Genomic DNA, 26,496 nt, shown 5'->3' with positions numbered 1-26,496 from the left:
GACAGATTTTTCAAAGTAGTGGATACCATTCTCTACTTTAACTTCTGGCATGTTGGCAATCGCAATCTCACCATCATGCTCATCAAACTTAAGTGCTAGAGAAAAAGTAGCTTTGGCTTCTGGTTCATCAACACATGGAAGGCCTGCCGAGCGGCGGTCGTTTCAAATTGAGTACCAATAAGTTCCTTCTTAACACCGTTAACTTCGTAATATGAAGGATAAATTCCCATCATTGGTCATTATTGATCAGATTTATCCTAAGCGGACCGGACATATTGCACAGTTACGTAAAATGGGTGCCAATATTAAATGCTTGAAGCCGGTGTCCACTTCGGTCACCAGACTCGTCGTTGGAACCCAAAGATGGAGAAGTACATCTTCACTGAACGTAATGGTATTTACATCATTGACCTGCAAAAGACGGTTAAGATGATCGATACTGCTTACAACTACATGAAGAATGTTGCCGCTAAGGGTGGCGTAATCCTGTTTGTTGGTACTAAGAAGCAGGCTCAGGGTTCAATCGAAGAAGAAGCTACCCGTGCCGGTGAGTTCTACGTTAACCACCGTTGGTTAGGTGGAACCTTGACTAACTGGAAGACGATTCAATCCCGGATTGCTCGTCTGAAGGAACTCAAGAAGATGAGTGAAGACGGCACCTTTGATGTTCTGCCAAAGAAGGAAGTTGCCGTCCTGACGAAGCAACGTGAAAAGTTGGAACGGTTCCTGGGTGGGATCGAAGACATGCAACGGATTCCTGATGTTATGTACATCGTTGACCCACACAAGGAACAAATTGCCCTTCGTGAAGCACAAAAGCTCCACATTCCAGTTGTTGCTATGGTTGATACTAACACTGACCCAGACAACATTGACTACGTAATTCCATCTAACGATGATGCTATTCGTGCCGTTCGTCTGATTACTTCTAAGATGGCTGATGCTATTGTTGAAGGTAAGCAGGGTCAAGACGAAGATCAGCAAGCAAGTGACGACGCTACTGAGGACAAAGCCGAAGACACGACCGTTAGTGAAGATTCTCTGAAGAACCTGAAGAACAGTGTCGAAGGTAAGGACTAAAATTAGTTATTAAATACTTGGGCTGTTTTGTGTTATGGACCATTGTGGCCCTAAGTACAAACAGCTCATTTTTTTATAAATCCCAATGATTATTAAAGGAGAGATCTAGTCATGGCTGAAATTAAAGCTGCTCAAGTTATGGAATTACGTAAAAAGTCCGGTGCCGGAATCATGGATGCTAAGAAGGCCTTAGTAGCTAGTGATGGTGATATGGATAAGGCAATGGACTACCTTCGTGAAAAGGGAATTGCTAAGGCTGCCAAGAAGAGTAGTCATGTGCTGCCGATGGTTTAGCTGATATTGCCATTGATGGTAATACGGCTGCCATTGTAGAACTGAACTCTGAAACTGATTTTGTGGCTGCCAGTGATCCATTTAAGGCATTGCTCAAGGAAATTACCAAGTTGGTCAGTGAGAACAAGCCGGCTAACGTTGACGAGGCCTTGGCTATCAAGACTGCTAATGGAACGTTAAAGGATGACATTATTGCCACTACTCAGAAGACCGGTGAAAAGATTAGTTTGCGGCGGTTCCAAGTCGTTGAAAAGGACGATGGTGACAGCTTCGGTGCTTACCTGCACCAAGGTGGCCAAATTGCGGCCCTGGTAGTTCTGCAGGGTGGTAATGAAACTACTGCTAAGGACGTTGCTATGCACGTTGCAGCCATCAACCCTGAATTTATGACCCGGGACGATGTTTCTAAGGATCGTCTGGACCATGAACGGGAAGTCTTTAAGGAAGAAACTTTGAATGAAGGCAAGCCAGCTAAGATCGTGGACAAGATTGTCGAAGGTCGGTTGAACAAGTTCTTGTCACAAATCTGCTTGGCTGACCAGGACTTTGTTAAGAACCCTGACCAAACCGTTGCCGAATACGTTGCTGCTAACAACGGTAAACTGAAGTCCTTTGTCCGTTACGAAGTCGGTGAAGGAATCGAAAAGAAGCAGGAAGATTTTACTGAAGAAGTTAAAGATCAAATGAACTAAGGTTGTTTTGATCGAAAGGGGACGTACTTGCTGTGGTGCGTCCTTTTTTAGGATACTGACGGATTTAAGGGAGAAAATTATGGCTGATATTAAATACAATCGTGTTGTTCTTAAACTGAGTGGTGAAGCACTAGCCGGTAAGAAGGGCTTTGGCATTAATCCACCAGTTTTGGAGGTTGTTGCTAAGGAATTGAAAGAAGTTCATAAGCTTGGCGTTCAGATTGCCATCGTTGTTGGTGGTGGTAATATGTGGCGTGGTGTTACCGGTGAACAACTAGGGATGGAACGAGCCCAGGCTGATTATATCGGTATGCTGGCCACGATTATGAATGGCTTGTCACTGCAGGATGCCCTCGAATCGATTGATGTTCCGACCCGGGTACAAACTTCCATTGAGATGCGTCAAATTGCCGAGCCATACATTCGGCGGAAGGCCATTCGCCACCTGGAAAAGGATCGAATTGTCATTTTTGCCGGCGGAACGGGAAGCCCATACTTCTCGACTGACACTACTGCCGCATTACGGGCAGCCGAAATCAATGCTGATGCCATTTTAATGGGTAAAAATGGGGTTGATGGTGTTTATTCTGCCGATCCTAACAAGGATCCAAAGGCGGTTAAGTATGATCATTTGACCCATATGGACCTAATTGAAAAGAATTTGCACGTGATGGATACGACGGCTAGTTCATTGTCGATGGATAACCATATTCCATTGGTTGTCTTTAACCTGAACACGCCAGGAAACATTATGAAGGTTGTGACTGGCCAACACGTTGGTACAACCATTGAGGGGGACTAAATCATGGCTAATGGTAATGAAATTTTGAAGGATGCTAAGGACAAGATGAAAAAGTCCGGCGAGGTTTTGCAACGGACTTTGGCTGATATTCGGGCCGGTCAGGCAAATGCGAGCCTGTTGAATTCTATTAAGGTTGAATACTATGGGGCACCAACACCCCTGAATCAGGTGGCTTCAATTACTATTCCTGAGGCCCGGCAACTGTTGATCACTCCATATGACGAAAGCATCTTAAAGGAGATTGAACGGGCTATTTATGCTTCTAACCTGGGACTAACACCGCAAAATGATGGTAGTGCTATTCGGCTGATTATTCCGCAATTAACCGAAGACCGGCGGAAAGAACTAGTTAAGCAAGTTAAGGCTGACATGGAAAAGGCTAAAGTGGCCGTTCGAAACGTTCGTCGTGAGGCAATGGATGACCTGAAGAAGGGTAACAAGAACGGCGACTTCAATGATGATCAATTCCATGACCTGGAAAAGAAGGTTCAGGACGAGACCGACGCTGGAATCAAGAACTTGGAAAAGATTGCTGGTGCCAAGGAAAAGGAATTGTTAGGTTAACTTAATTGCCACGACGAGGGTAATGTTTTGCCCCCGTCTTTTTGTTTTCCTGGCCAAGTAGCTTTTTACTGCCGGGGGCTTTATAATTAATGAGTGATTGTTTGTTAATATTAAATAACGGAGGTGAAAGACTTGCTTTCCAGTAAAAAGAATCAACAACCGGAGCAAGCATTGGATATGGACCGGATCCCAGCTCATATCGCCATCATTATGGATGGTAATGGTCGTTGGGCAAAACGACGGCACCTACCACGAGTTGCCGGTCATAAGCAAGGAATGCAGACCGTCAAGAAGGTGGCAATTGCTGCTAGTGATTTAGGTGTTAAGGTGCTTTCCCTTTATGCTTTTTCTACGGAGAACTGGAAGCGGCCTGCTGCAGAGGTTAATTACCTGATGCAATTACCGATCCGCTTCTTTTCTACCTTTGTTCCTGACCTGGTCAAGCATAATGTCCGGGTAATGGTCATGGGTGATACGAGTCGGTTGCCTAAAGCTACACAAAAGGCCGTCAACGATGCTATTAAGGACACGGCTAACTGTGACGGAATGGTTTTAAACTTCGCCTTAAATTATGGCGGTCGAGATGAAATCACTCGAGCAGTTAAGCAGATTGCTACTAAGGTGGCGGCTGGACAGCTAAAGCCCGATGAAATTACGGAGCAGACCATTAGTGATCACCTGATGTCGGCCCCATTAGGAAAATTAGCTGATCCCGACTTACTAATTCGAACTAGTGGTGAAGAGCGAATTAGTAATTTTATGCTTTGGCAAATCGGTTACAGTGAACTGGTATTTGTCAATGAACACTGGCCAGACTTTAACGGAGATTCATTAAAACGAGCGATTCGAGAATTTCAAGGTCGGCACCGGCGTTTCGGTGGACTCGTTAACCAATAAAGGAGAGTTGTAATCAATGAAAACACGGATAATTACCGCGGTGGTTGCCCTGGCAATTTTTATTCCTTTAATTGTTTACGGTCATTGGCCGTTGACGATTGCGGCAGTTGCTTTGGGAATTATTGCGATGGCTGAAATCTTGATCATGAAGAAGATGTTCTTGATTTCTTTTGAAGCGATCATTAGTTATTTAGGCGTGGCACTGTTGATCTTGCCCGATAGTTGGCTTGATTTCTTGCCAAGTGTTGCGACCCGCTGGTTTGGCTTCTATATTCTAGTGGTACTATTGCTTCTCCATACTGTTCTGCGCAGGCAGCGCTTTACCTTTGATGATGTTGGAGTCCTAACCTTGGGAATGCTTTATATTGGGATGGGCTTCCATTTCTTCGTCATGGCCCGCGCGGTTAACTTTATTACACTCCTGTATGGAATGCTAATTGTATGGTTGACTGATAGTGGTGCTTACCTAATTGGCCGCCAGTTTGGTAAGAATAAGTTGGCGCCGAAGATCAGCCCAAATAAGACTTGGGAAGGATCCATCGGGGGGACAGTCAGTGCCACCATTATTTTGGCAATCTATTTGTACTTCCTGCCAGTAGGTGGTGCTTGGCTACCGATGGTTCTACTGACAATTGTTTTGTCAATTATGGGCCAATTCGGTGATTTAATTGAGTCATCGTTGAAACGTTTCTACGGAGTGAAGGATTCTGGTAAAATTCTTCCCGGTCATGGTGGAATCCTGGACCGGTTTGACAGTATGTTGATTGTAATGCCGATGCTTCACTTGCTTGGCATTATTTAGGGCAACATTTAAAGAAGTGATTCTGTGATAGTAACAATTATTACTTTTATCCTCGTCTTTGGGATTCTTGTGCTGGTTCACGAATTTGGTCACTATTACTTTGCCAAGCGGGCAGGAATCTTGGTCCGTGAATTTTCAATCGGTATGGGTCCTAAGATTTGGTGGCGCCGTCATAATGGGACCACTTATACCGTGCGGATCTTGCCAATTGGTGGTTATGTGCGCCTAGCCGGTAATGATGATGAAGATACGGATGAACTGCGTCCCGGAACACCGGTAACGATTCAACTAAATGATCAGGACCAGGTGGTTACAATTAATGCTAGTTCTAAGGGTTCCCTTTTTCGGGGGATCCCCTTGCAACTGGTTGATTGTGACCTAACCGACGGACTGTGGGTTAAGGGATACGTCAATGGCGATGAAGATGAGTTGAAACGCTATCCTGTCAACCATGATGCCGTAATCATTGAGCACGATGGAACTCAGGTTCAGATCGCCCCACGTGATGTTCAATTTCGTTCGGCCAGCCTTCCAGCCCGGATGATGACCAATTTTGCCGGCCCCATGAATAATTTTATCCTTTCCCTGGTCGTCTTTATTATTTTAGGTTTTACCCTGGGTGGGGTCCCGACTAATAGCAATCAGATTGGTCGGGTTAACACCAATTCAGTGGCTGCCCGGGCTGGTTTGGTGGCCGGTGACCGAATTACCAAAGTTGGAACAAAAAAGGTTAACAATTGGGAAGAATTAGCCACCAACATTTCCGCTAAGCCGGGTAAAAAGATTCGCTTGACTTATGTGCGTACTCATCACCAGCATCAGGTCACGGTTAAACCGAAAGCAGTTCACCAGGGCCGTGAGGTAGTTGGTCAGATTGGAATTCTTGAGCAAGAAAACACCAGTGTCAAAGCGCGGCTAACCTTTGGCTGGCAACGCTTTGCCCAGGCCGGCACCTTGATTTTTAGTGTCTTGGGGAGTATGTTTACACATGGCTTTAGTTTGAATGATCTGGGAGGGCCGGTCGCCATTTATGCCGGGACCTCCCAAGCCACTGCACTGGGCTTCAATGGTGTCTTAAACTTCTTGGCACTGTTGTCAATTAACCTTGGCATTGTGAACTTATTGCCAATTCCGGCCTTAGACGGTGGTAAATTACTATTAAATATTATTGAGGCCATTATTCGACGACCAATTCCGGAAAAAGCGGAGGGGATCGTTACGATGATTGGCTTTATGTTGTTAATGTTATTGATGATCTTGGTAACCTGGAATGATATCCAGCGCTACTTTATTCATTAAGAGAGTTTGGAGGAATAATTTTTTATGCGACAATCAAAGGTTTTGATTCCAACCAAGAAAGAGGCACCTAGTGATGCCGAAGCCTTGAGCCACAAGATGATGGTGCGGGCGGGTTACATTTACCAGGTTTCTGCCGGAGTATGGGCTTACCTGCCCCTAGCTTACCGGGTAATCCGCAAAATTGAAAACATTATTCGTGAAGAAATGGCTAAGGCTGACGCGGTTGAAATGTTGATGCCGGGTCTTTTGCCTGCCGAACTTTGGAAGGAATCTGGCCGTTATACAACGTATGGCGATAATCTTTTCAAGTTAAAAGATCGACGTGACCGTGACTTTATCTTGGGTCCAACCCATGAGGAAACCTTTACCGAAGTAATTCGTGACAGCATCAAGTCTTATAAGAAATTGCCGCTGGTGGTTTACCAACTTCAGGACAAATTCCGTGATGAAGACCGACCACGGTATGGGATCCTGCGGGGAAAGGAATTTGAAATGCTAGATGGTTATTCCTTCTCAGCTGACCAAGCAGGACTAGATGAAGCCTACGATAAGCAGGAACAGGCTTACCGAAATATCTTTGACCGAATTGGCTTGAACTATAAGATTATCCTAGCTGATTCAGGTACGATGGGTGGTAAGAACTCTCAGGAATTTTCCGCACCGGCTAAGATCGGTGAGGATGTCATTGCCTACACAGATGGCACATACGCGGCTAATTTAGAGAAGGCTACCAGTAAGTTCACCGGTGTTCAGCAGAATGCAGCACCAGCTAAGTTGACTAAGAAGGCTACACCGGGTGCCCACTCCGTTGATGATGCGGCAAAGAGCCTGGGGATGGACGCTAACCAGATCCTAAAGGCAATGTTCTTCATGGCTAAGATGGACGATGATTACCAACCAGTGATGGTTTTGATGCGGGGTAATGACGAGGTTAACGAGACCAAAGTTAAGAATGCCCTTGGTTGTGCAGATCTAGCCTTGGCAAGTGAGCAAGATGCTGTTAAATACCTTGGTGCTCATCCTGGCTCTTTGGGACCAGTTGGTGTCGGAGATGATGTTAAGATTTTGGCAGATAACTACGTCAAAGTCTTAGTTAACATGGCTTGTGGTGCCAATGATGACGGCCACCACTTTATCAATGCTAATATTGGCCGGGACTTCCGGGTTGATCAATTTGGTGATTTCCGAAACGTTAAGGAGGGGGAGATTGCCCCTGATGGTCACCCGTTGAAATTTACGCCAAGTATTGAAATTGGTCACATCTTTAAGCTGGGTACCCATTACTCCGAGAAGCTTGGTGCTAAGGTGCTTAATAATAATGGTCGCCTGGTTAACGTGATCATGGGTTCTTATGGGATCGGTGTTAGTCGGCTATTATCTGCTGTGGCAGAACAAACGGCCGACGAGCACGGTCTAGTATGGCCTGACAGCATTGCACCATTTGATGTTCACATTATCCCAGTTAATGCTAAGAAGGACAATCAGATGGCCATGGCTAATGAATTAGACCAGGAGTTAACGGCTGCTGGTTACGAAGTTCTGGTTGATGATCGAAAGGAACGGGCCGGTGTGAAGTTTGCTGATTCTGACCTGATTGGTTTGCCAATTCGGATCACAATCGGTAAGAAAGCTGCTGACGGGATTGTTGAAGTCAAAATCCGGAAAACTGGTGAAACCATTGAGGTTAAGCAAGAAGAAGTTGTTAACACAGTTGGGATCCTGCTTAAGCAATTGAATGGCCAAGCTGAGTAATTCAGGTTAAAATTAATGTGAATAGGAATGTGGTGACAAGACGATGTAATCGATTGGCGCCACATTTTTAGATAGGAGGATTTAATTTGGGTTTGAATCGACACGAACTGTTTGACAAGTTAATGGAGCAGATTCATTTTCCGGAGAAGGATAATGCCGCTTTTCAAGATGGTGCCATCCAAGCGGTAATTGTGCATAAGAATTCGCGGGTGTGGGAATTCCACCTACTTTTTCGTCAGGCCTTGCCTTTTAATCTTTTTCAGGAGTTTATGGCAGCGTTGACCAGGGGCTTCAGCGACATTGCCGGGGTTCGAGTACGAATTAGTAGCCCGATGACGGAGCTGGACCAGCAACTGATTGGTGACTACTGGGAATACATTGTTGATACGACAGCGCAAAATTCGGCCATGCTACGTCAAGCTTGTATGCAGACTAGTCCTGAAGTAAAAGATGGTCGGGTTAACCTCGTGGTTGAAAATGAAGTTGTTAAGGACCTGCTAGTGAAAAAGCTCTTGACTAAGGTTGAGCAACGTTACCAGGAACTTGGCTTTCCTAAGTTTCGGATTCATCCTTTCGTCGATCAGTCTGCTTCACAAGCAATGATCAAGGAATTAAAAGCCAAGCATGAAGCGGCTGATGCTGCCCTGGCTGCTAAGGCAATGGCCCAAATCAAGAAAAATGATGCAAAAGCTAAAACTAAGGAAAAACAACCGGTAACACCGGCAGATGGTCCTGCCCAGCTTGGCCGGGTAATCAATGACCAGCAACCGGTTATGCAAATGAAGGATATCCAGGGTGAGGAACGCAGTGTCGTGGTTGAAGGCTATGTCTTTAATGCCGAAATTCGTGAATTACGGTCTGGGCGGCAACTATTAACCTTTGAAATTACTGACTACACGTCTTCAATTGCCGTCAAGAAGTTTTCACGGAATACATCCGATGAGGCTCAATTTGCTAACATTAAGCCGGGAATGTGGCTTAAGGTACGGGGACCAGTACAGGAAGATACCTGGATGCACGACCTGGTTGTGAATGCCTATGACATCAACCAGGTTCAGCATGCTCAACGTCAAGACAAAGCACCAGCTAATGATAAGCGGATTGAATTGCACGCCCATACCGAAATGAGTCAGATGGATGCTACCAACTCAATTACCGAATTGGCGCAGCGTGCCCACCAGTGGGGTCAACCAGCGATTGCCGTGACCGATCATGGTAATGTTCAAGCATTTCCAGAAGCGTTTAAGGCCGCCCAGAAGTTTGGTATTAAGATGCTTTACGGCTTGGAAGCAAACGTGGTTGATGATGGGATCCCTTTGGTTTATAACGAAAATCACGCTCCACTAAAGGATAATACCTATGTCGTCTTTGATGTGGAAACCACCGGTCTGTCAGCTATTTATGACAAAGTGATTGAGCTGTCCGCCGTTAAAATGAAGAATGGCAATGTTTTGCAACGCTTTGATGAATTTATTGATCCAGGATTCCCATTATCAGAACAGACAACCAACTTAACCAGTATTACTGATGAAATGGTGCACGGCTCGAAGACGGAGGAAGAAGTCTTCAAAATGTTTAAGGACTTTTGCAAGGGCTGTATTATTGCCGGTCATAACGTTTCCTTCGATATGGGCTTTATGAACACTGGTTATCGGCGCCATCACATGCGGGAGATCACCGAGCCAGTAATCGATACCTTGCCGTTGGCTCGTTTTCTCTATCCGGATCTACGGGGTTATCGGTTAAATACATTGAGTAAGCGGTTTAAAGTTGCTTTGGAGCACCACCACCGGGCCAATTACGATGCTGAGGCGACTGGACACCTGCTTTATAAGTTCCTGAAGGATGCCGAGAAGCGTTATGACATTCGCTATGTCGATGATCTTAACAAGCATATGGCGGATAATGATGCCTACAAGCATGGTCGGCCATACCACGTCACCTTGATTGCCCAGACCCAGGCCGGACTAAAAAATCTTTTCAAGCTGGTTTCGTTTTCTAATGTTAAATACTTCCACCGGGTTCCCCGTATTCCACGAACGGTACTCGAGAAATACCGGCAAGGAATCTTAATGGGGACCGCTTGCTCGTCGGGTGAAGTTTTCACGGCGATGATGGAAAAAGGCTATTCCACCGCTCTCAAGAAGGCGGAAGATTACGACTTCATTGAGGTTCAACCCAAACCCAACTATGCGCCGTTGTTGGAACAACACGTGATTGCCGATGACCAGCACCTCGAAGATATTTTGAAGAACATGGTTAAATTAGGCACGGACCTGAAGAAACCGGTAGTAGCGACCGGGGATGTTCATTACCTAGATCCTCATGATGGTATTTACCGTAAAATCCTGATCAATTCGCAGGGGGGTGCCAACCCACTGAACCGAACCAAGCGGCCTGATGTTCATTTCCGGACAACGGATGAGATGCTTGATGAGTTTAGCTTCTTGGGCAAGAAGAAGGCCCATGAGATCGTGGTGGATAATACCCATAAGGTAGCCGATATGGTTGATGATGACATTCGACCGGTCAAGGACCGCCTTTATACGCCACATATGAAAGGTGCCGAACAAGAAATTCAGGACCGGACTTGGAATACCGCTAAGAAGTGGTATGGAGATCCATTACCGAAGATCGTGCGTGATCGGGTTAAGCTTGAGTTAAATAGTATCGTTAAGAATGGGTTCTCGGTTATTTACTTAATTGCCCAACGGCTAGTTGCTAAGTCGAATAAAGACGGCTACCTAGTTGGTTCCCGGGGATCTGTCGGTTCCAGTGTGGTGGCGACCCTTTCCGGAATTACCGAAGTAAACCCGCTACCACCACATTATCGCTGTCCAAAGTGTCAGTACTGCCACTTCTATACGAAGGGTGAATATAGTTCTGGCTTTGACCTTCCCGAACGTAAGTGTCCCAAGTGTGGAACCCTTCTGGTTAAGGATGGCCATGATATTCCTTTCCAGACCTTCTTAGGTTTCAAAGGAAACAAGGTACCGGATATTGATTTGAACTTCTCCGGAGATTACCAGCCGATTGCTCATAACTACATGAAGGTCCTCTTCGGTGAAAAGAACGTCTTCCGTGCCGGAACGATTGGTACGGTGGCGGATAAGACTGCCTATGGTTATGTTAAGGCTTACGAGCGGGATAAGGATGTCCAGTTCCGGGGAGCTGAAGAAGATCGCCTTGCGAAGGGCGCCACCGGGGTTAAACGAACCACTGGTCAACACCCAGCTGGGATTATCATTGTACCTGATGACATGGATATCTATGACTTTACACCGGTTCAATACCCAGCCGATGATCAAAATGCGGCCTGGGAAACAACCCACTTTGACTTCCACTCGATCCACGATAATATTCTGAAAATGGATATTCTGGGTCACGATGACCCAACGATGATCCGGGCCCTGCAAGACCTTTCAGGAATTAATCCACGGACTATCCCGATGAACGACCCGGGTGTAATGTCGCTTTTCTCAAGTCCGAAAAAGTTAGGAGTAACGGAAGAGCAAATTCAAAGCAAGACCGGGACTCTGGGCTTGCCAGAATTTGGAACGCGTTTTGTGCGTGGCATGCTCAATGATACCCATCCCAAGAACTATTCTCAATTACTTCAAATTTCCGGTCTTTCACACGGAACTGGCGTATGGCTGGACAATGCTCAGGAATTAATCAAGAATGGCACGGCTACGATTGCAAACGTGATTGGTTGTCGTGATAACATCATGACCGACTTAATTCACTACGGCCTTGATTCTGAAACCTCTTTTCAAGTGATGGAATCTGTCCGGCATGGCCGAGGAATTCCTGATGAATGGCAGGCTAAGATGAAGAAGGCTAACGTTCCGCAATGGTACCTGGATTCCTGTCTAAAGATTAAGTACATGTTCCCACGGGCGCATGCGGCGGCCTATGTGCTGATGGCATTGCGGATTGCCTACTTTAAGGTTTACTTCCCGTTGGTTTATTATTGTGCCTATTTCTCCGTTCGGGCGGATGATTTTGATATTGTCGCAATGGCGCATGGTAAGGATGCCGTTAAACACCGAATGGCCGAGATCAAGGAGCAGGGTAACGATGCTTCGGCTAAGGATAAGAGTTTATTGACAATCCTGGAATTAGCTAACGAAATGCTAGAACGTGGTTTTAAATTTAAGATGGTCGACTTAAACCGTTCCGATGCCGCTAACTGGTTAATCGATGGCGATAGTTTGATTGCACCATTCCGCGCTATCCCCGGATTAGGGTTAAGCGTAGCTAAGCAAATTGTGGCAGCTCGAGAAGAAAAGCCGTTCTTATCAAAGGAGGACCTGGCTGAACGGGGGAAAGTTTCCCAGACCTTGATCGATTTCATGACCCAAAATCATGTCTTAGACGGACTGCCGGACGAAAATCAGTTAAGCTTATTCTAAATGTTACTAGTAGTAAAAAGGCTACTGACTGAGGGAAATACCTTAGTTGGTGGCCTTTAGTTTGTCATTGGATGTTATTTATGCTAAAATTAACGATGGTAAATAACTCGTGGGAGTGAGCAGCAATGCTCGCTCTTTTTATTGCAAACAATGGAGGTGATACACATGAGTACCGTTGTTGAAACCGTCAAAAAATTGGTGAACCCTATTCTAGACGAACATCATTTTTACTTATACGATATTGAATTCGTCAAGGAGGGTAAAAGTTGGTACCTTCGTGTTTATATTGATAAAGACGGGGGAATTACCCTGGAAGATTGTGCGACGGTCAGTGACCAATTGAGTGAGGCTTTAGATAATGTCAAGCCAGATCCAATTCCTCAGGCTTATTTCTTAGAGGTTTCCTCGCCCGGTGCTGAACGCCCATTGAAGAATGAACAGGATTATCAACGTGCAGTCAATGATTATATCCACGTTTCCCTTTATCAGCAGGTCGATGGTAAGAAAGTTTATGAAGGAACGTTGACTAAGCTAACGGATAAGGAGTTAACGTTAGACTATCTAGATAAGACTCGTCATCGTCAGGTCGTAATTGACCGAAGTAAAGTTGCCAAAGCACGATTGGCAATTAAGTTTTAATTAAAGGAGTGTCTCAAGTGAGCAAGTCAAAAGTCAATGAGGAAATGATTGGCGCCTTAAACTACCTGGAAAAGGAAAAGGGCATTAAAAAGGAAGTTATTATTGATGCCCTCGAACAAGCGCTCGAAACGGCTTATAAACAAAACTATGGTGAGAAAAACGTTGAAGTAGAATTCAATTCCCTAACTGGTAATATTAAGGTTTATGCCGTTAAGACGATTACTGATGATGCGGATGCTGTTGCTAATAACAGTAATGAATATATGAGTTTAGCGGATGCCCGCAAGTTGCCTCATGGTCAAGGTTATGACGTTGGCGATGAGATTCGTGAAGAAGTAACACCACGTAATTTTGGACGAATTGCTGCTCAGACCGCTAAGCAGGTAGTTATGCAACGATTACGTGAAGAAGAGCGGAAGATCATTTACAATAAGTACAAGAGTTATGAAAACGAGATCGTTACTGGTGAGGTTTCTCGTGAGGATAAACGTTTCACCTATGTTGACCTCGGTAACGGTGTCGAAGGTGCAATGGGCTTTCGTGATAAGATGCCGAATGAACATTACCATATTCATGACCGCATCCAGGTTTACGTTTCACGGGTTAATGATGATAAGCGGGGCCCTCAGATCTATGTTAGTCGGACCGCACCTGAACTATTAAAACGTTTATTTGAACGAGAAGTTCCTGAAATCAAGGACGGAACCGTCTTGATTGAAAACATTGCACGTGAAGCAGGTGACCGGGCTAAGGTAGCCGTTTATTCTAATGATCCGAATGTTGATCCAGTTGGTACTTGTGTTGGCCCACGTGGTTCCCGTGTTCAAGCCATTGTGAATGAACTAGATGGTGAAAATATGGACATTGTTGAATACGTTAAGGATCCAGCTCAATTTATTGCTAATGCTCTTAATCCGGCCGATGTTCAAGATGTTATTTTTAATGAACCAGAGACGCAGCCAGCTTCAACCGAAGAATCAGATTCAAACGTTGATGAATCAGAAGCATCTACTGAGGAGAAGCCGAAAGAAGAAGAACGCTCTTGCACGGTTGTTGTGCCAGATAATCAGCTTTCATTGGCAATTGGTAAGCGGGGACAAAACGCACGGTTAGCTGCTCGGCTGACTAAGTATAAGATTGATATTAAGTCGGAATCCGAAATGGAAGAACTAGAAGACCAAGAAGAGGCTGCAGATGGATCTGATGAATCACCTGACAATGCTGATGTAGATACGGACACACCAGCAAGTGATGATTCAACGGATACCGATGCTGAGTAATTGAGCAACGGGGTGAGAAAATGAAAAAGAGAAAAATACCGATGCGCAAGGATATTGTGACCGGTGAGATGATGCCAAAACGGCAACTGATCCGAGTTGTGAAGAACAAGAATGGTGAAGTTTCTCTTGACCCAACTGGCAAAAAGGCTGGGCGCGGTGCTTACATTGCTGTCGATGTTGCCATTGCAAAGCGCGCTAAGGCTGAGCGAACCTTTGAGCAAGCCTTTCATGTCAAATTAGATGATTCATTCTATGATGATTTGATTAAATACGCGGATCACCTTCAGGCACGACAAGAATTATTTGGTAAAAATGCAAGAAACTAACCAGGTTATCCTTAACCTGTTAGGATTAGCTCGGCGTGCGGGCCAGTTAACCAGTGGTGAAGGAACCGTTTTAAAAAACATTCAAACGAATAAGGCAAAGTTTGTTTTCCTCGCAAGCGATGCGGGTGCTGCGAGTGTGAAAAAATTTACCGATAAGTGTAAATTCTATCATGTTCCGTACGACCAGCACTTTATGCGGGAGCAACTCAGTCAGGCAACGGGCCAAGCAAGAACCGTTTTTGGTGTGATGCAATCTGGATTTGCAAGAAAGTTTGAGGAATTAATGACAATGGAATAAGGAGCGTGAGCGTATGGCCAAGGAACGAATTTATGAACTAGCAAAAGAGCTCAAGATGCCAAGCAGGAACTTGGTAAAGGTAGCTAAGCAACAAGGAATGGCAATTAAGAGTCACATGTCTTCAGTGACACCAGAGGAAGCAGAAAAGCTGCGTAAGGTGGTTCAAAATAAAAAGAGTACTAAGAAGCCGCAAAAGCACCAGAGTCAGCAGCCGCAAGCTGTCAAACATGATCAACGGCACCAATCTGCCCGACATCAGGATTACCAGCAAAACAATGGTCAACAACACCAACAAAAGCAGCATTCTCAACACGAAAAGCGGCATAATGATCAGCAGCAGCGGGCCACAGGTCAACAAAATCAACATGAAGATCGGCATAATAACCACCAACGCCATAATGGTGGTGGCCGCTTTGGTGGCAGTCTGAGGAATAATAACGAGAATCGTCATGGTAAACGATTTAAGAAACGCAATAAGAAACGCAATAAGCGGAATAAGAAACGTCGTCTGCGTGAGGTTAACCATAAACAACCGACTCAGCGCAAGGATAAGCCATTACCGAAAGTATTGGAATATACTGAAGGGATGAATGCTCAGGACTTAGCTAAGATTCTACACCGGTCACCAGCAGAAATTATCAAGAAACTCTTTATGCTAGGTGTCATGATCAATCAGAACCAATCCTTAGACAAGGATACGATTGAGCTATTGGCTGCTGATTACGGCATTGATGCTAAGCAAAAGGTGGAAGTGGATGTTTCCGACATCGATAAACTCTTTGAAAAAGAAGAGAAGAATACTACCCACCTTGTTTCTCGGCCACCAGTTGTTACGGTCATGGGACATGTCGACCATGGGAAGACAACCCTGCTGGATAAGTTACGGCATTCGCACATTACTGCTCATGAAGCAGGGGGAATCACTCAGGAGATTGGTGCTTACCAGGTTCACTATAATAATCAAGTCATCACTTTCTTGGACACGCCAGGACACGCTGCCTTTACTGAAATGCGGGCCCGTGGTGCTAACATCACCGATATTATTGTTCTTGTGGTAGCAGCTGATGATGGGGTAATGCCACAGACGGTTGAAGCTATTCACCATGCTCAAGCTGCGAAGACCCCGATTATTGTTGCTATTAACAAGATTGATAAACCAGGTGCTAATCCTGATCGGGTCACAGAACAGTTAGCCAAGTATAACTTGATCCCAGAAGACTGGGGTGGGGACACGATCTTTGTCAAGATTTCTGCTAAGTTTGGCAAGAACTTGGATGAATTGCTTGACATGATCTTACTCCAAGCCGAAGTGATGGAGTTGAAGGCTAATCCAGATCAAAACGGTGCCGGTTCCGTGGTTGAAGCACGACTTGACCAAGGTAAAGGCCCAGTAGCAACGGTTCTAATTCAGCAAGGAACGTTGCACGTCGGTGATCCAGTTGTTGTAGGGACCACCTTTGGCCGTGTTCGGACGATGACTAATGAAAATGGTCGGCGGATTAAGGCCGCAACGCCGGCAACACCAGTAGAAATTACTGGTTTAAACGATGTTCCAGAAGCCGGAGACCGGTTAGTAGCCTTTGATGATGAAAAGACAGCCCGGGCGGCTGGTGAAGCACGGGCTAAGCAGGCTCAAGAAAAGGAACGGCAACGGACATCGCATGTTACCTTAGATAATCTTTTTGCCACGATGAAGAAGGGCAAGATGAAGACCTTGCCGTTGATTATTAAGGCCGACGTCCAAGGCTCCGTTGAAGCTTTAAGTCAAAGCTTACAAAAGATCAAGGTTGATGGCGTTCGAGTCGATATTATTCACCAGGCCGTTGGTGCCATTAGTCAGAGCGATGTTACTTTAGCGGAAGCCTCTAACGCTGTTATCATCGGCTTTAATGTTCGGCCGACTCCAGTTGCTAAATCACTGGCGGATTCTAATAATATTGACATTCGTCTTCACCGAGTCATTTATAAGGCTATCGAAGAAGTTGAAGATGCCATGAAGGGAATGCTGGAGCCAGTCTATAAAGAGGAAACGATTGGTGAAGTTGAAGTTCGACAATTGTATAAGGCCTCCAAAGTTGGCACAATTGCTGGGGGTATGGTTACCTCCGGAAAGATTACCCGAGACTCTAAGGTCCGGTTAGTTCGTGATGGTACCGTGGTTTACGAAGGTGAACTGGGTAGTCTGAAACGATTCAAAGACGATGTAAAAGAAGTCAAAGCTGGTTTCGAGTGTGGGTTAACGATTGCCAATTACAATGACATCAAGGAGAATGATGTTATTGAAGCCTACAAGATGAAACAAGTACCAGTTAAATAAACTGGAGGAGAAGATTTATGCCAAATAAACGATATCGAGTTGATCGATTGGCTGGTGAAATTCAACGAGAGGTTGATGACATCCTGTTAAAACGGGTGCGTGATCCCCGTGTCCAGGGTATTACGATTACCGGTGTAGATGTGACTGGTGACCTTCAACAGGCTACTATTTACTACAGCTTATTATCCGACCTGGCCTCTGACGGTGAACGGGCTCAGGCCGGCTTAGACAAGGCAACAGGCTTAATTCGTAGTGAATTAGGAGCTCGTTTGAACATTTTTAAGACCCCGGCCATTAAATTTGAACGGGATAAGTCAATTGCCTATGGAAGTCGGATTGATCAGTTAATTAACCAATTACACCGAGAAGGAAAAGATTAAATCAAAAGCGGGGTTGAGAGACCTCGCTTTTATTTTATGGAGCGTGATGAACGAATGGATGGAATTATTCCTTTATATAAAGAACGGGGGATGACCAGTTTTGACTGTGTCAGTCGATTGCGGAAGCTTTTGCAGACGCGAAAGATTGGTCATTCAGGAACCCTTGACCCAGCTGTTGATGGCGTGCTACCGGTCTGTGTGGGTGCAGCTACCAAGGTAGTAGACTACTTAATGCAGTCGGGCAAGCAATACCAAGGTGAATTATTAATTGGTGAGGCAACAAACACCGAGGATCTGACGGGGGCAATTATCGCTGCCCAACCAGTACCCCAAGCAATTCCAGCCGCGAAGATCAAAAATCAGATGGCCAAAATGACCGGAGAAATTACTCAAATTCCACCAATGTATTCAGCCGTTAAGGTTAATGGTAAGCGTCTTTATGAATATGCCCGGGCTGGTAAAACGGTCAAGCGTCCACGAAGACACGTGACGATTAAACAGTTTGAATTAGTCAGCACCGATTATGATGCACAATCTAAGCAGCAACGAGTACGTTTTCGGGTGAGCTGTACTAAGGGCACCTATGTACGTACCCTGGTGGTTGATCTCGCTAAACAACTCGGCTACCCCGGAACAATGAGTTGGTTAACCCGGTTGAAGAGTGGTGGCTTTGGAATAGATCAGACCCTTAGTCTGGCCGATGTCCGTGATGCTGTAACTGCAGGAACAATTAAGCAATATCTTTATCCACTGGATTACGCGCTAAAGGATTATCCAGCGATGGAACTGACAACAGACCAGTGGCATGCAGTTCAAAATGGTGGCTGGTTGAAAGCAAATGAAGTTCAGCCAGAGGACGACCAGGTAGTCTTGAAGTACCACCAGGCGGCTAAGGCCTTGTACCATCATGACCAACAGTTTTATAAGCCGACTAAAATGTTTTTAACAAAGTAGGAGGGACTAATCGTGCAAGTTATCAAAATTCACCATCCCTTGGATCCGCACCTGATTCCAACAGGCCCCGTGGTATTGGCAATGGGATTCTTTGATGGAGTTCATCGCGGCCACCAAGCTGTAATCAGACGCGCTAAGAAGATTGCTCGTCAGCGTCACTTGCCTTTGGCGGTTTTGACATACACTCATGCCCCGGGAATCGTCTATCGTCAATACCCAGGAGGCTTTAAGTACTTGTCGACGGTACAACGAAAGTTAGATTTGTTGCAACAGTTGGGTGTCGATCGAGTTTACCTGGTAAGCTTTACCTCCCAATTTGCAAACCAATCCCCACAAGTATTCGTTGATCGTTACTTGGTTGGCTTTCATAGTCAAGTCGTGGTGGCCGGCTTCGACCACACCTATGGTCCAGCTACGGTTGCTACGATGGCAAAATTACCTGATTATGCTCGTGGCCGGTTTGAGGTTGTGACGGTTCCTAAATTTACTGGAAATGGCCAGCAAAAGATCGGTTCACGGGTGATTCGCCAGCAAATTGATAATGGCCAGGTTCAAGTTGCTAATAATGAATTGGGTTATTACTATACTACTACTGGTCTAATTGTTCATGGTTTGGCTCGTGGTCGGACGTTAGGCTTTCCAACCATTAACATTGAAACACCGACACCGGAGCGGTTACCAGGGGTTGGTGTCTATGCGACGACTGTTTTGATTAATAAGCATTGGTATGGTGGAATGGCTAGTGTCGGGCATAATGTGACTTTTGGTGATCACAATCAACTGACGCTTGAAATCTATCTCTTCGATTTTAACCAACTGGTTTATGGAGAAGAAGTACGGGTTCGGTGGTACCAGTACCTGCGTGGCGAAGAAAAATTCTCTGGGGCAAAAGAATTGGTAGCTCAACTCAAGCGTGATGAGCAGGCTGCTCGACGAGTTGTGACTCACCAACCAGTTATTTCAGGACAATCTTTGTCTTAACAAAATGCGCTATTCGGTCAACACCGAATAGCGCATTCTTTGATGATTTAAATTTTAATGGCGACTGGCACGATGATTGCCGAATTGGTGAATTCGGTGGACACGGCGCTTAAACCGTGGCCCATCGTTGGTAAGAAGACGGAAATGTCGCATTTTACCATGAAAGGGATGCCCAGTTAATTTGAGATTAGTCCAGGAACGCATGATGTCGGTCATCTGATCAATCTCTTGAACCCGTTCTGGATTACCTTCTTTTTGTGCCGCTGCTTTGATGTCAGATTGAAGACGATAAATTAGGTTGTTATGGTAGGCAAGCAGTTCGTTGGTTAAAGGTGCGTTGCGGTACTTATTAAATAGTCGCTGAATGATTTCCATTGCCTCTTCTGCATTGTGTGGTTGGAGGTAACGTTGCTGATTTTTCTTCAATATCAAAACCTTCTTAAAATAATCTTTGACATTTCTTGACTTTTAGGGTAGTGATTGGTATATTATACAGTGTGTTTAGCACTTAACCCTAACGAGTGCTAAAGGGGGAAGTGAGTAAAATGCTGACACAACGTCAAAATAAGATCCTGCAAGCGATTGTACGTCAATACACGTCAACTGGTCAACCAGTTGGTTCTAAACACCTGGCAGAAAGGTTGCCATTTAAAGTTAGTCCGGCAACGGTACGAAATGAGATGGCAGTCTTGGAAAAACAGGGTTTGATTGGCAAGGAGCATTCTTCGTCAGGAAGAGTGCCTTCTAAGAGTGGTTATCGTTATTACGTTGACCACCTGCTGAATCCACGTGCGGTAACGGATAATGACCTGATTGTTATTCAAAACTCGCTTGGTACCAGTTTCCAGAAGATTGATGAGATCATCTCGCACTCGGCTGATATTTTATCAAACTTGACGTCGTATACGACGGTTACATTAAAGCCAGAGCAGGAGGATGTCCGATTGAGTGGTTTTCGGTTAGTACCCTTAGGTAACCATAAGGTAATTGCAATTTTGGTTACCGATAGTGGCGACGTTGAAAGCCAAGCCTTCACGTTGGCTCGTGATGTTGATCCGGAAGCCTTACAAGCAGTCATTCGAATGGTTAATGACCAATTAGTGGGTTTACCATTAACAACCGTTTTGAAACGGTTAAATGATGATATCCCGTTACGGGTGATGCACTATATGCACAGTGCCGATGGCTTTTTGGATCTGTTTGACAATGTTGTTTCGAAAGCCGCCCGTGAACAATTTTTCATTGGTGGTCGGTTAAATCTGTTAGATTTCTCGAGTACTAAAGATCCGCAGGCCCTGCAAACGATGTACAGTTTGTTGGACCATAATGATCAGCTTTCCCACCTCTTGGATGCTGATATGAGTGACCAAGGGGTTAACGTTCGAATCGGCTCGGAGATATCTAAAGATAAGGTTCTCGATAATTATAGTCTGATTACGGCAACTTATAATGTTGACCAGTATGGGAAGGGAATTATTGCCGTACTTGGGCCGACCAGAATGCCGTATTCACGGACAATTGGTCTTGTCAATGCTTTTCGGCAGGAATTGGCTAAACGTCTGTTGGACTTTTACCGGCATTACTACGATTCATAGGAGGCGAGTTAATTGGCAAACAAGGATGAAAAGCAAACTAAAAAGCAGGCAACGAAGGCTCCAAAGAAAGATGAACAAAAACAGCCTAAGAAGACTGCTAAGGTAAGCCAAGAAGATAAACTAAAGGCACAGATCAAGGATTTAAAGCAGCAATTAGCCGACAAGGATGATAAATACCTGCGGGCTGAAGCTGAAATTCAAAACATGACGAACCGTTTTAATAAGGAACGCGCCCAGATTCTGAAATATGATGGTCAGGATCTTGCTAAGTCCGTTCTTCCGGTTCTTGATAATCTTAAGCGTGCCCTAACAATTAAGGTTCAGGATGAAAATGGTAAGCAGCTCAAAAAGGGAATTCAGATGGTACATGATCATTTGTTGCATGCTCTAACAGAACATGGCATTACTGAAATTAAAGCTGACGGTAAGCCATTTGATCCAACCTTGCACCAGGCAGTTCAAACTGTTCCCGTTAAAAAGGGTCAGAAGCCAGACACCGTTGTCCAGGTTCTGCAGGCTGGTTACCAGCTTAAGGACCGGGTACTGCGACCAGCGATGGTTGTTGTTGCGCAGTAAAAAATAAATAAGTTAATTAATTATTAAAAAAAGAAGGAATTAAACAATGGCAAGTAACAAAATAATTGGTATTGATTTAGGTACTACTAACTCCGCTGTTGCCGTTATGGAAGGTAAGGAACCAAAGATTATTACTAACCCAGAAGGCAGCCGAACGACGCCATCCGTGGTTTCATTTAAGAATGGTGAAACTCAGGTTGGTGAAGTTGCTAAGCGGCAGGCAATCACTAATCCTAACACTATTTCATCCATTAAGAGTCACATGGGTGAAGCCGGCTATACGGTAGAAGTAGATGGCAAGAAGTACACGCCACAAGAAATCTCCGCTATGATTTTGCAATACTTGAAGAAGTATGCTGAAGATTATATTGGTGATACGGTTGACAAGGCCGTGATCACGGTTCCTGCTTACTTCAACGATGCTCAGCGGCAGGCTACTAAGGATGCCGGAAAGATTGCTGGCTTAGATGTTAAGCGGATTATTAACGAACCAACCGCTTCTTCCTTAGCTTATGGCCTTGATAAGAAGAATAAGGATGAAAAGATCCTGGTTTACGACCTTGGTGGTGGAACCTTTGATGTTTCCATCCTGGAACTCGGTGACGGTGTCTTCCAAGTTCTCTCCACGAACGGTGATACGCACCTTGGTGGTGATGACTTCGACAAGAAGATCATGGATTGGTTAATCGAAGGCTTTAAGGAAGAACACAACGTCGATCTTTCCAAGGATAAGATGGCATTACAGCGGTTAAAGGATGCCGCTGAAAAGGCTAAGAAGGACCTTTCTGGGGTTCAAGAAGCACAAATTAGTCTGCCATTCATCTCCGCCGGTGAAAACGGTCCATTACACCTTGAAAAGACTTTGACGCGGGCTAAGTTCAATCAACTGACCAATGACCTAGTTGAGCGGACTAAGCAGCCTGTCTTGAATGCCTTAAAAGATGCTGACTTATCATTTGATGATATCGATGAAGTAATTCTGAACGGTGGTTCTACCCGGATCCCGGCTGTTCAGGAAATGGTTAAGGACTTAACTGGTAAGGAACCAAACCACTCCATTAACCCTGATGAAGCCGTTGCCTTAGGTGCAGCTATCCAAGGTGGGGTATTGACTGGTGATGTTAAGGATGTTGTCCTGCTTGATGTTACCCCATTGTCCTTAGGAATTGAAACCATGGGTGGTGTCTTCACCAAGCTGATTGATCGGAACACGACTATTCCAACTTCTAAGAGTCAGATCTTCTCAACTGCTGCTGATAACCAATCTGCAGTTGATATTCATGTCTTGCAGGGTGAACGGCCGATGGCTGCCGATAACAAGACGTTGGGCAACTTCCAACTAACGGACATTCCAGCTGCTCCACGTGGTGTTCCTCAGATCAAGGTTACCTTTGATATTGACAAGAACGGGATTGTTAACGTTTCTGCCAAGGATATGGGAACCGGTAAGGAACAGAAGATTGTTATTAAGTCTAACTCTGGTCTGTCCGATGAAGAAATTGAACGGATGAAGAAGGATGCTGAAGAACACGCTGCTGCCGATAAGAAGAAGAAGGAAGAGGTCGACCTGAAGAACGAAGTTGACCAAGAACTCTTCCAAGTTGACAAGACTTTGAAGGAAGTCAAGGGTAAGGTTCCTGAGGCTGATATTAAGAAGGCCGAAAGCGCTCGTGATGACCTGAAGAAGGCTAAGGAAAGTGGTAATCTGGACGACATGAAGGCTAAGAAGGATGCCTTGAACAAGGTTATTCAGGACCTTAGTGTCAAGCTTTACCAACAGGCCCAGGGTCAACAAGGTCAAGCCAAGGGTGGAGCCAACCCGAATAACGGTGGTGCCAACAATGGTAACAACAACCAAAATGGTAACGGTGGCAATACCGTGAATGGTGACTTCAAAGACGTCACACCTGACGACAAGAAGTAATTAAACAGTCATAGGATGTAAGTTAAAAGCCAAAGGCCATCGTTTGACAGGACTTTGGCTTTTACTTTGGCTATTTAAGTGTGGTATAACTAAACAAGCAATTAAGTTGTGAGGGATATAAATGGCAGAAGAAAATTACTATGATATTTTAGGTGTCTCTAAAGACGCTTCCGAATCCGACATTAACCATGCTTACCGGCGCTTGGCTGCAAAGTATCACCCTGATGTTAACCATGCTCCGGGAGCCGAAGAAAAGTTTAAGAAGATTAATGAAGCCTACGAAGTTCTTCATGATAAGAATAAGCGGGCTCAGTATGACCAATTTGGTACGACAGGCAATCAGGCTGGAGCTGGTCAAGGTGGCTTCGGTCAAGGTGGCTTTGGCGGCTTTGGTGGTCAAGGCTTTGGCGGTGCCGGTGGTTTTGATGACATCTTCAACCAGTTCTTTGGTGGTGGTCGTACTCGTCAGCAGGACCCGACAGCGCCACAACCAGGTCGTGATCTTCAATATGCCATGACCTTAAACTTCATGGATGCCGTTTTTGGTAAGACCACCACTATTAAGTATGATCGTGATGAGCAATGCCCAACTTGTCACGGGACTGGTGCCAAACCTGGAAAGTCGCCGTCGACATGTCAGCGGTGTGGTGGCCGTGGCTTTATTGTCAGTGTTCGACGCACCCCGCTAGGCAATATTCAGTCTCAAACGACTTGCCCAGAATGTCATGGGACTGGACGAGTAATCAAACCGGCTGACCGGTGTGCAACTTGCCACGGTACGGGTCATGTTCATGAGAAGCACGAGTTGGAGGTTAAGGTTCCAGCTGGTGTAGATGATGGTCAACAAATGCGTTTGCAAGGCCAAGGTGATGCTGGTAAAAATGGCGGTCCCGCCGGTGACTTATACATTGTCTTCCGGGTAACGCCTAGCCGTGAGTTCAAGCGCGACGGGTCGACAATTAGTGTGGACCGTGATATTTCCTTTGCACAGGCAGCGTTAGGTGATCAGGTCAAGGTCAAAACCGTTCATGGGGATGTTGACCTTAAGATTCCAGCGGGGACCCAGTCGGAAACTAACTTCCGCTTGCGTGGTAAGGGCGTTCCTCACCTTAATGGCAAGGGGAATGGTGATGAATACGTTACGATTCACGTTAAGACCCCGAAGAGCCTCAATAAGCGTCAACGAGAAGCAATGATGGCATTTGCGGCCGCTAGTGGTGAAAAAGTAAAGGGTGTTAAGAAATCAGTCTTGGATAAACTGAGAGACGCCTTTGAAGATCGGAATTGAAATTGAGTAAAGACGACTGGCGAGTAACTGGTCGTCTTTTTGCATTATCATTTAACTAGTCACCGTTGGGCTGAGTTTGTTATACTAAAGATAGTATTTGCGTAGAAAGTAGTGAAGAGAATAATGACAATGAGTCTAGCTGAAATGAAAGAACGGCAAAAACATATCCGTAACTTTTCAATTGTGGCCCACATTGACCATGGAAAGTCTACCTTGGCTGATCGAATCTTGGAATTGACTGATTCAATTAGCAAGCGGGAAATGAAGAACCAGGTTTTAGATGATATGCCCCTGGAACGGGAACGGGGGATTACCATTAAATTAAATGCGGTTGCTTTAACTTACCATGCCAAAGACGGTCAGGACTACATTTTTCACTTGATTGATACCCCAGGGCATGTTGACTTCTCTTATGAGGTTTCACGATCCTTAGCGGCCTGTGAGGGGGCTTTGTTGGTGGTTGACTCTACTCAAGGGGTAGAGGCGCAGACACTGGCTAATACTTATCTGGCCCTTGATAACGACTTGGAGATTCTACCGGTCATCAACAAAATTGACTTACCGTCTGCTGATCCTGAAGGGACTAAAGCGCAGATTGAGGATGAAATTGGCTTGGATACCAGTGAGGCAGTGGACGTTAGTGCTAAGACCGGCTTGGGGGTTGATAAGGTTCTGGAAAAGATCGTCAAGGATATTCCTGCTCCAACTGGTGATTTGACAGCGCCACTCAAGGCCTTGATCTTTGATTCTAAGTACGATGACTACCGAGGGGTGGTTCTTTCCGTACGAGTTTTTGAAGGAACCGTCAAGAAGGGTGATCACATTCGGTTAATGAACAGTGGTACCGAATACGAGGTTGCCGAAGTAGGAATCAACTCGCCAAAGCCATTGGCTAGGGACGTACTGATGGCCGGGGACGTTGGCTATATCACTGCCGCCATTAAGGATATCAAGGATACCCGAGTTGGTGATACGGTTACCAATGCTGAACATCCAACGGATAAGCCATTGGCGGGTTATCGGCGAATGACACCAATGGTTTATGCCGGCCTTTACCCGACCGATAACGCCAAGTTTAACGATCTTCGTGAAGCACTAGAAAAGCTCCAGCTTAATGATGCAGCCTTAACATTTGAACCTGAATCGTCTCAAGCTCTAGGCTTTGGATTTCGATGTGGGTTCTTGGGCCTGTTGCACAATGAGGACGTACTCGAATCGATCGGACCGGTAAAGAGAGCGGCCGGTCTGCACAAGCCGCCCCCTCTCATCGAAGTAATCGCGCGTCACACCGAGCAGCGGATATCCGCGGGGGACGCGCAATCGTTTGCTCGCAACGCTGTC

At 45.4% G+C, this 26,496-nt stretch carries 20 protein-coding genes and 5 pseudogenes; 23 read left to right on the top strand and 2 right to left on the bottom strand.

Annotation, left to right across the window (positions count from 1 at the left end):
• A pseudogene (locus ACEYV4_RS04405) lies at nucleotides 1-233 on the bottom strand (hypothetical protein); the annotation flags it as partial.
• Nucleotides 234-309: 76 nt separating this feature from the next.
• On the opposite strand from ACEYV4_RS04405, the gene rpsB reads away from it, so the two are divergent.
• The 18 genes and pseudogenes from rpsB (at nucleotide 310) to ribF (ending at nucleotide 19,772) form a co-directional block, all read left to right on the top strand.
• Nucleotides 310-1,080, top strand: coding sequence for a 30S ribosomal protein S2 (gene rpsB / locus ACEYV4_RS04400; protein ID WP_373842196.1), 771 nt, complete (start codon nucleotides 310-312; stop codon nucleotides 1,078-1,080).
• Between the two features lie 111 nt (nucleotides 1,081-1,191).
• Nucleotides 1,192-2,066 (top strand): annotated as a pseudogene (gene tsf / locus ACEYV4_RS04395) (translation elongation factor Ts).
• A gap of 79 nt (nucleotides 2,067-2,145) precedes the next feature.
• Entirely contained in the window at nucleotides 2,146-2,868 is a 723-nt protein-coding gene (pyrH, locus tag ACEYV4_RS04390) for a UMP kinase (RefSeq protein ID WP_373842195.1), read from the top strand.
• A gap of 3 nt (nucleotides 2,869-2,871) precedes the next feature.
• Nucleotides 2,872-3,432: a ribosome recycling factor gene (gene frr, locus ACEYV4_RS04385; protein WP_373842194.1), complete on the top strand. Its 561-nt coding sequence runs from the start codon at nucleotides 2,872-2,874 to the stop codon at nucleotides 3,430-3,432.
• A gap of 177 nt (nucleotides 3,433-3,609) precedes the next feature.
• The gene (locus ACEYV4_RS04380) at nucleotides 3,610-4,329 is read left to right on the top strand and encodes an isoprenyl transferase (protein WP_373842197.1); all 720 of its coding nucleotides are present in this window, start codon (nucleotides 3,610-3,612) and stop codon (nucleotides 4,327-4,329) included.
• A gap of 16 nt (nucleotides 4,330-4,345) precedes the next feature.
• On the top strand, nucleotides 4,346-5,131 hold the full coding sequence (locus ACEYV4_RS04375; protein WP_373842193.1) for a phosphatidate cytidylyltransferase: 786 nt from the start codon (nucleotides 4,346-4,348) through the stop codon (nucleotides 5,129-5,131).
• 24 nt (nucleotides 5,132-5,155) lie between these two features.
• Entirely contained in the window at nucleotides 5,156-6,430 is a 1,275-nt protein-coding gene (gene rseP, locus ACEYV4_RS04370) for an RIP metalloprotease RseP (RefSeq protein WP_373842192.1), read from the top strand.
• A gap of 24 nt (nucleotides 6,431-6,454) precedes the next feature.
• On the top strand, nucleotides 6,455-8,182 hold the full coding sequence (locus ACEYV4_RS04365; RefSeq protein WP_373842191.1) for a proline--tRNA ligase: 1,728 nt from the start codon (nucleotides 6,455-6,457) through the stop codon (nucleotides 8,180-8,182).
• Between the two features lie 86 nt (nucleotides 8,183-8,268).
• Nucleotides 8,269-12,597 carry a PolC-type DNA polymerase III gene (locus ACEYV4_RS04360; RefSeq protein WP_373842190.1) on the top strand — a complete coding sequence of 1,443 codons (4,329 nt, stop codon included), beginning with the start codon at nucleotides 8,269-8,271 and terminating at the stop codon, nucleotides 12,595-12,597.
• A gap of 165 nt (nucleotides 12,598-12,762) precedes the next feature.
• Nucleotides 12,763-13,236 carry a ribosome maturation factor RimP gene (gene rimP, locus ACEYV4_RS04355; RefSeq protein ID WP_373842189.1) on the top strand — a complete coding sequence of 158 codons (474 nt, stop codon included), beginning with the start codon at nucleotides 12,763-12,765 and terminating at the stop codon, nucleotides 13,234-13,236.
• A 17-nt stretch (nucleotides 13,237-13,253) separates the two neighbouring features.
• Nucleotides 13,254-14,516, top strand: a complete 1,263-nt coding sequence (gene nusA / locus ACEYV4_RS04350; protein WP_373842188.1) for a transcription termination factor NusA — start codon at nucleotides 13,254-13,256, stop codon at nucleotides 14,514-14,516.
• 20 nt (nucleotides 14,517-14,536) lie between these two features.
• Nucleotides 14,537-14,842, top strand: a complete 306-nt coding sequence (rnpM, locus tag ACEYV4_RS04345) for an RNase P modulator RnpM (RefSeq protein ID WP_373842187.1) — start codon at nucleotides 14,537-14,539, stop codon at nucleotides 14,840-14,842.
• Nucleotides 14,829-15,140: a L7Ae/L30e/S12e/Gadd45 family ribosomal protein gene (locus tag ACEYV4_RS04340; RefSeq protein ID WP_373842186.1), complete on the top strand. Its 312-nt coding sequence runs from the start codon at nucleotides 14,829-14,831 to the stop codon at nucleotides 15,138-15,140. The genes rnpM and ACEYV4_RS04340 overlap by 14 nt, the downstream gene beginning before the upstream one ends.
• A gap of 13 nt (nucleotides 15,141-15,153) precedes the next feature.
• Nucleotides 15,154-15,295 (top strand): annotated as a pseudogene (locus ACEYV4_RS04335) (translation initiation factor IF-2 N-terminal domain-containing protein); the annotation flags it as partial.
• A gap of 233 nt (nucleotides 15,296-15,528) precedes the next feature.
• Nucleotides 15,529-17,457 (top strand): annotated as a pseudogene (gene infB, locus ACEYV4_RS04330) (translation initiation factor IF-2); the annotation flags it as partial.
• Between the two features lie 17 nt (nucleotides 17,458-17,474).
• Nucleotides 17,475-17,837 (top strand): 30S ribosome-binding factor RbfA, encoded by a 363-nt coding sequence (rbfA, locus tag ACEYV4_RS04325; RefSeq protein ID WP_373842185.1) that lies wholly within the window; start codon nucleotides 17,475-17,477, stop codon nucleotides 17,835-17,837.
• 54 nt (nucleotides 17,838-17,891) lie between these two features.
• Nucleotides 17,892-18,791 carry a tRNA pseudouridine(55) synthase TruB gene (gene truB / locus ACEYV4_RS04320; protein WP_373842184.1) on the top strand — a complete coding sequence of 300 codons (900 nt, stop codon included), beginning with the start codon at nucleotides 17,892-17,894 and terminating at the stop codon, nucleotides 18,789-18,791.
• 12 nt (nucleotides 18,792-18,803) lie between these two features.
• Nucleotides 18,804-19,772, top strand: coding sequence for a riboflavin biosynthesis protein RibF (ribF, locus tag ACEYV4_RS04315; RefSeq protein WP_373842183.1), 969 nt, complete (start codon nucleotides 18,804-18,806; stop codon nucleotides 19,770-19,772).
• 54 nt (nucleotides 19,773-19,826) lie between these two features.
• On the opposite strand, the gene ACEYV4_RS04310 is transcribed toward ribF, so the two are convergent.
• Nucleotides 19,827-20,198: a hypothetical protein gene (locus tag ACEYV4_RS04310; RefSeq protein WP_373842182.1), complete on the bottom strand. Its 372-nt coding sequence runs from the start codon at nucleotides 20,196-20,198 to the stop codon at nucleotides 19,827-19,829.
• 119 nt (nucleotides 20,199-20,317) lie between these two features.
• Between ACEYV4_RS04310 and hrcA the strand changes: the two genes are divergently transcribed.
• The 5 genes and pseudogenes from hrcA to lepA all read left to right on the top strand — a co-directional run.
• Nucleotides 20,318-21,367, top strand: coding sequence for a heat-inducible transcriptional repressor HrcA (hrcA, locus tag ACEYV4_RS04305; protein ID WP_373842181.1), 1,050 nt, complete (start codon nucleotides 20,318-20,320; stop codon nucleotides 21,365-21,367).
• A gap of 12 nt (nucleotides 21,368-21,379) precedes the next feature.
• The gene (gene grpE, locus ACEYV4_RS04300; protein WP_373842180.1) at nucleotides 21,380-21,943 is read left to right on the top strand and encodes a nucleotide exchange factor GrpE; all 564 of its coding nucleotides are present in this window, start codon (nucleotides 21,380-21,382) and stop codon (nucleotides 21,941-21,943) included.
• A gap of 46 nt (nucleotides 21,944-21,989) precedes the next feature.
• Complete coding sequence (dnaK, locus tag ACEYV4_RS04295) at nucleotides 21,990-23,867, top strand: molecular chaperone DnaK (RefSeq protein ID WP_373842179.1); 1,878 nt, start codon at nucleotides 21,990-21,992, stop codon at nucleotides 23,865-23,867.
• Nucleotides 23,868-23,988: 121 nt separating this feature from the next.
• Nucleotides 23,989-25,155 carry a molecular chaperone DnaJ gene (gene dnaJ / locus ACEYV4_RS04290; protein WP_373842178.1) on the top strand — a complete coding sequence of 389 codons (1,167 nt, stop codon included), beginning with the start codon at nucleotides 23,989-23,991 and terminating at the stop codon, nucleotides 25,153-25,155.
• Between the two features lie 129 nt (nucleotides 25,156-25,284).
• Nucleotides 25,285-26,376, top strand: a pseudogene (gene lepA, locus ACEYV4_RS04285) (translation elongation factor 4); the annotation flags it as partial.
• Nucleotides 26,377-26,496: the final 120 nt, after the last annotated feature.

The sequence above is a fragment of the Limosilactobacillus sp. genome, from assembly GCF_041859915.1.
Taxonomy (GTDB): Bacteria; Bacillota; Bacilli; order Lactobacillales; family Lactobacillaceae; genus Limosilactobacillus.
The sequence above is the reverse complement of the archived record's forward strand: the minus strand, read 5'-3'. Positions and strand labels throughout refer to the sequence as shown.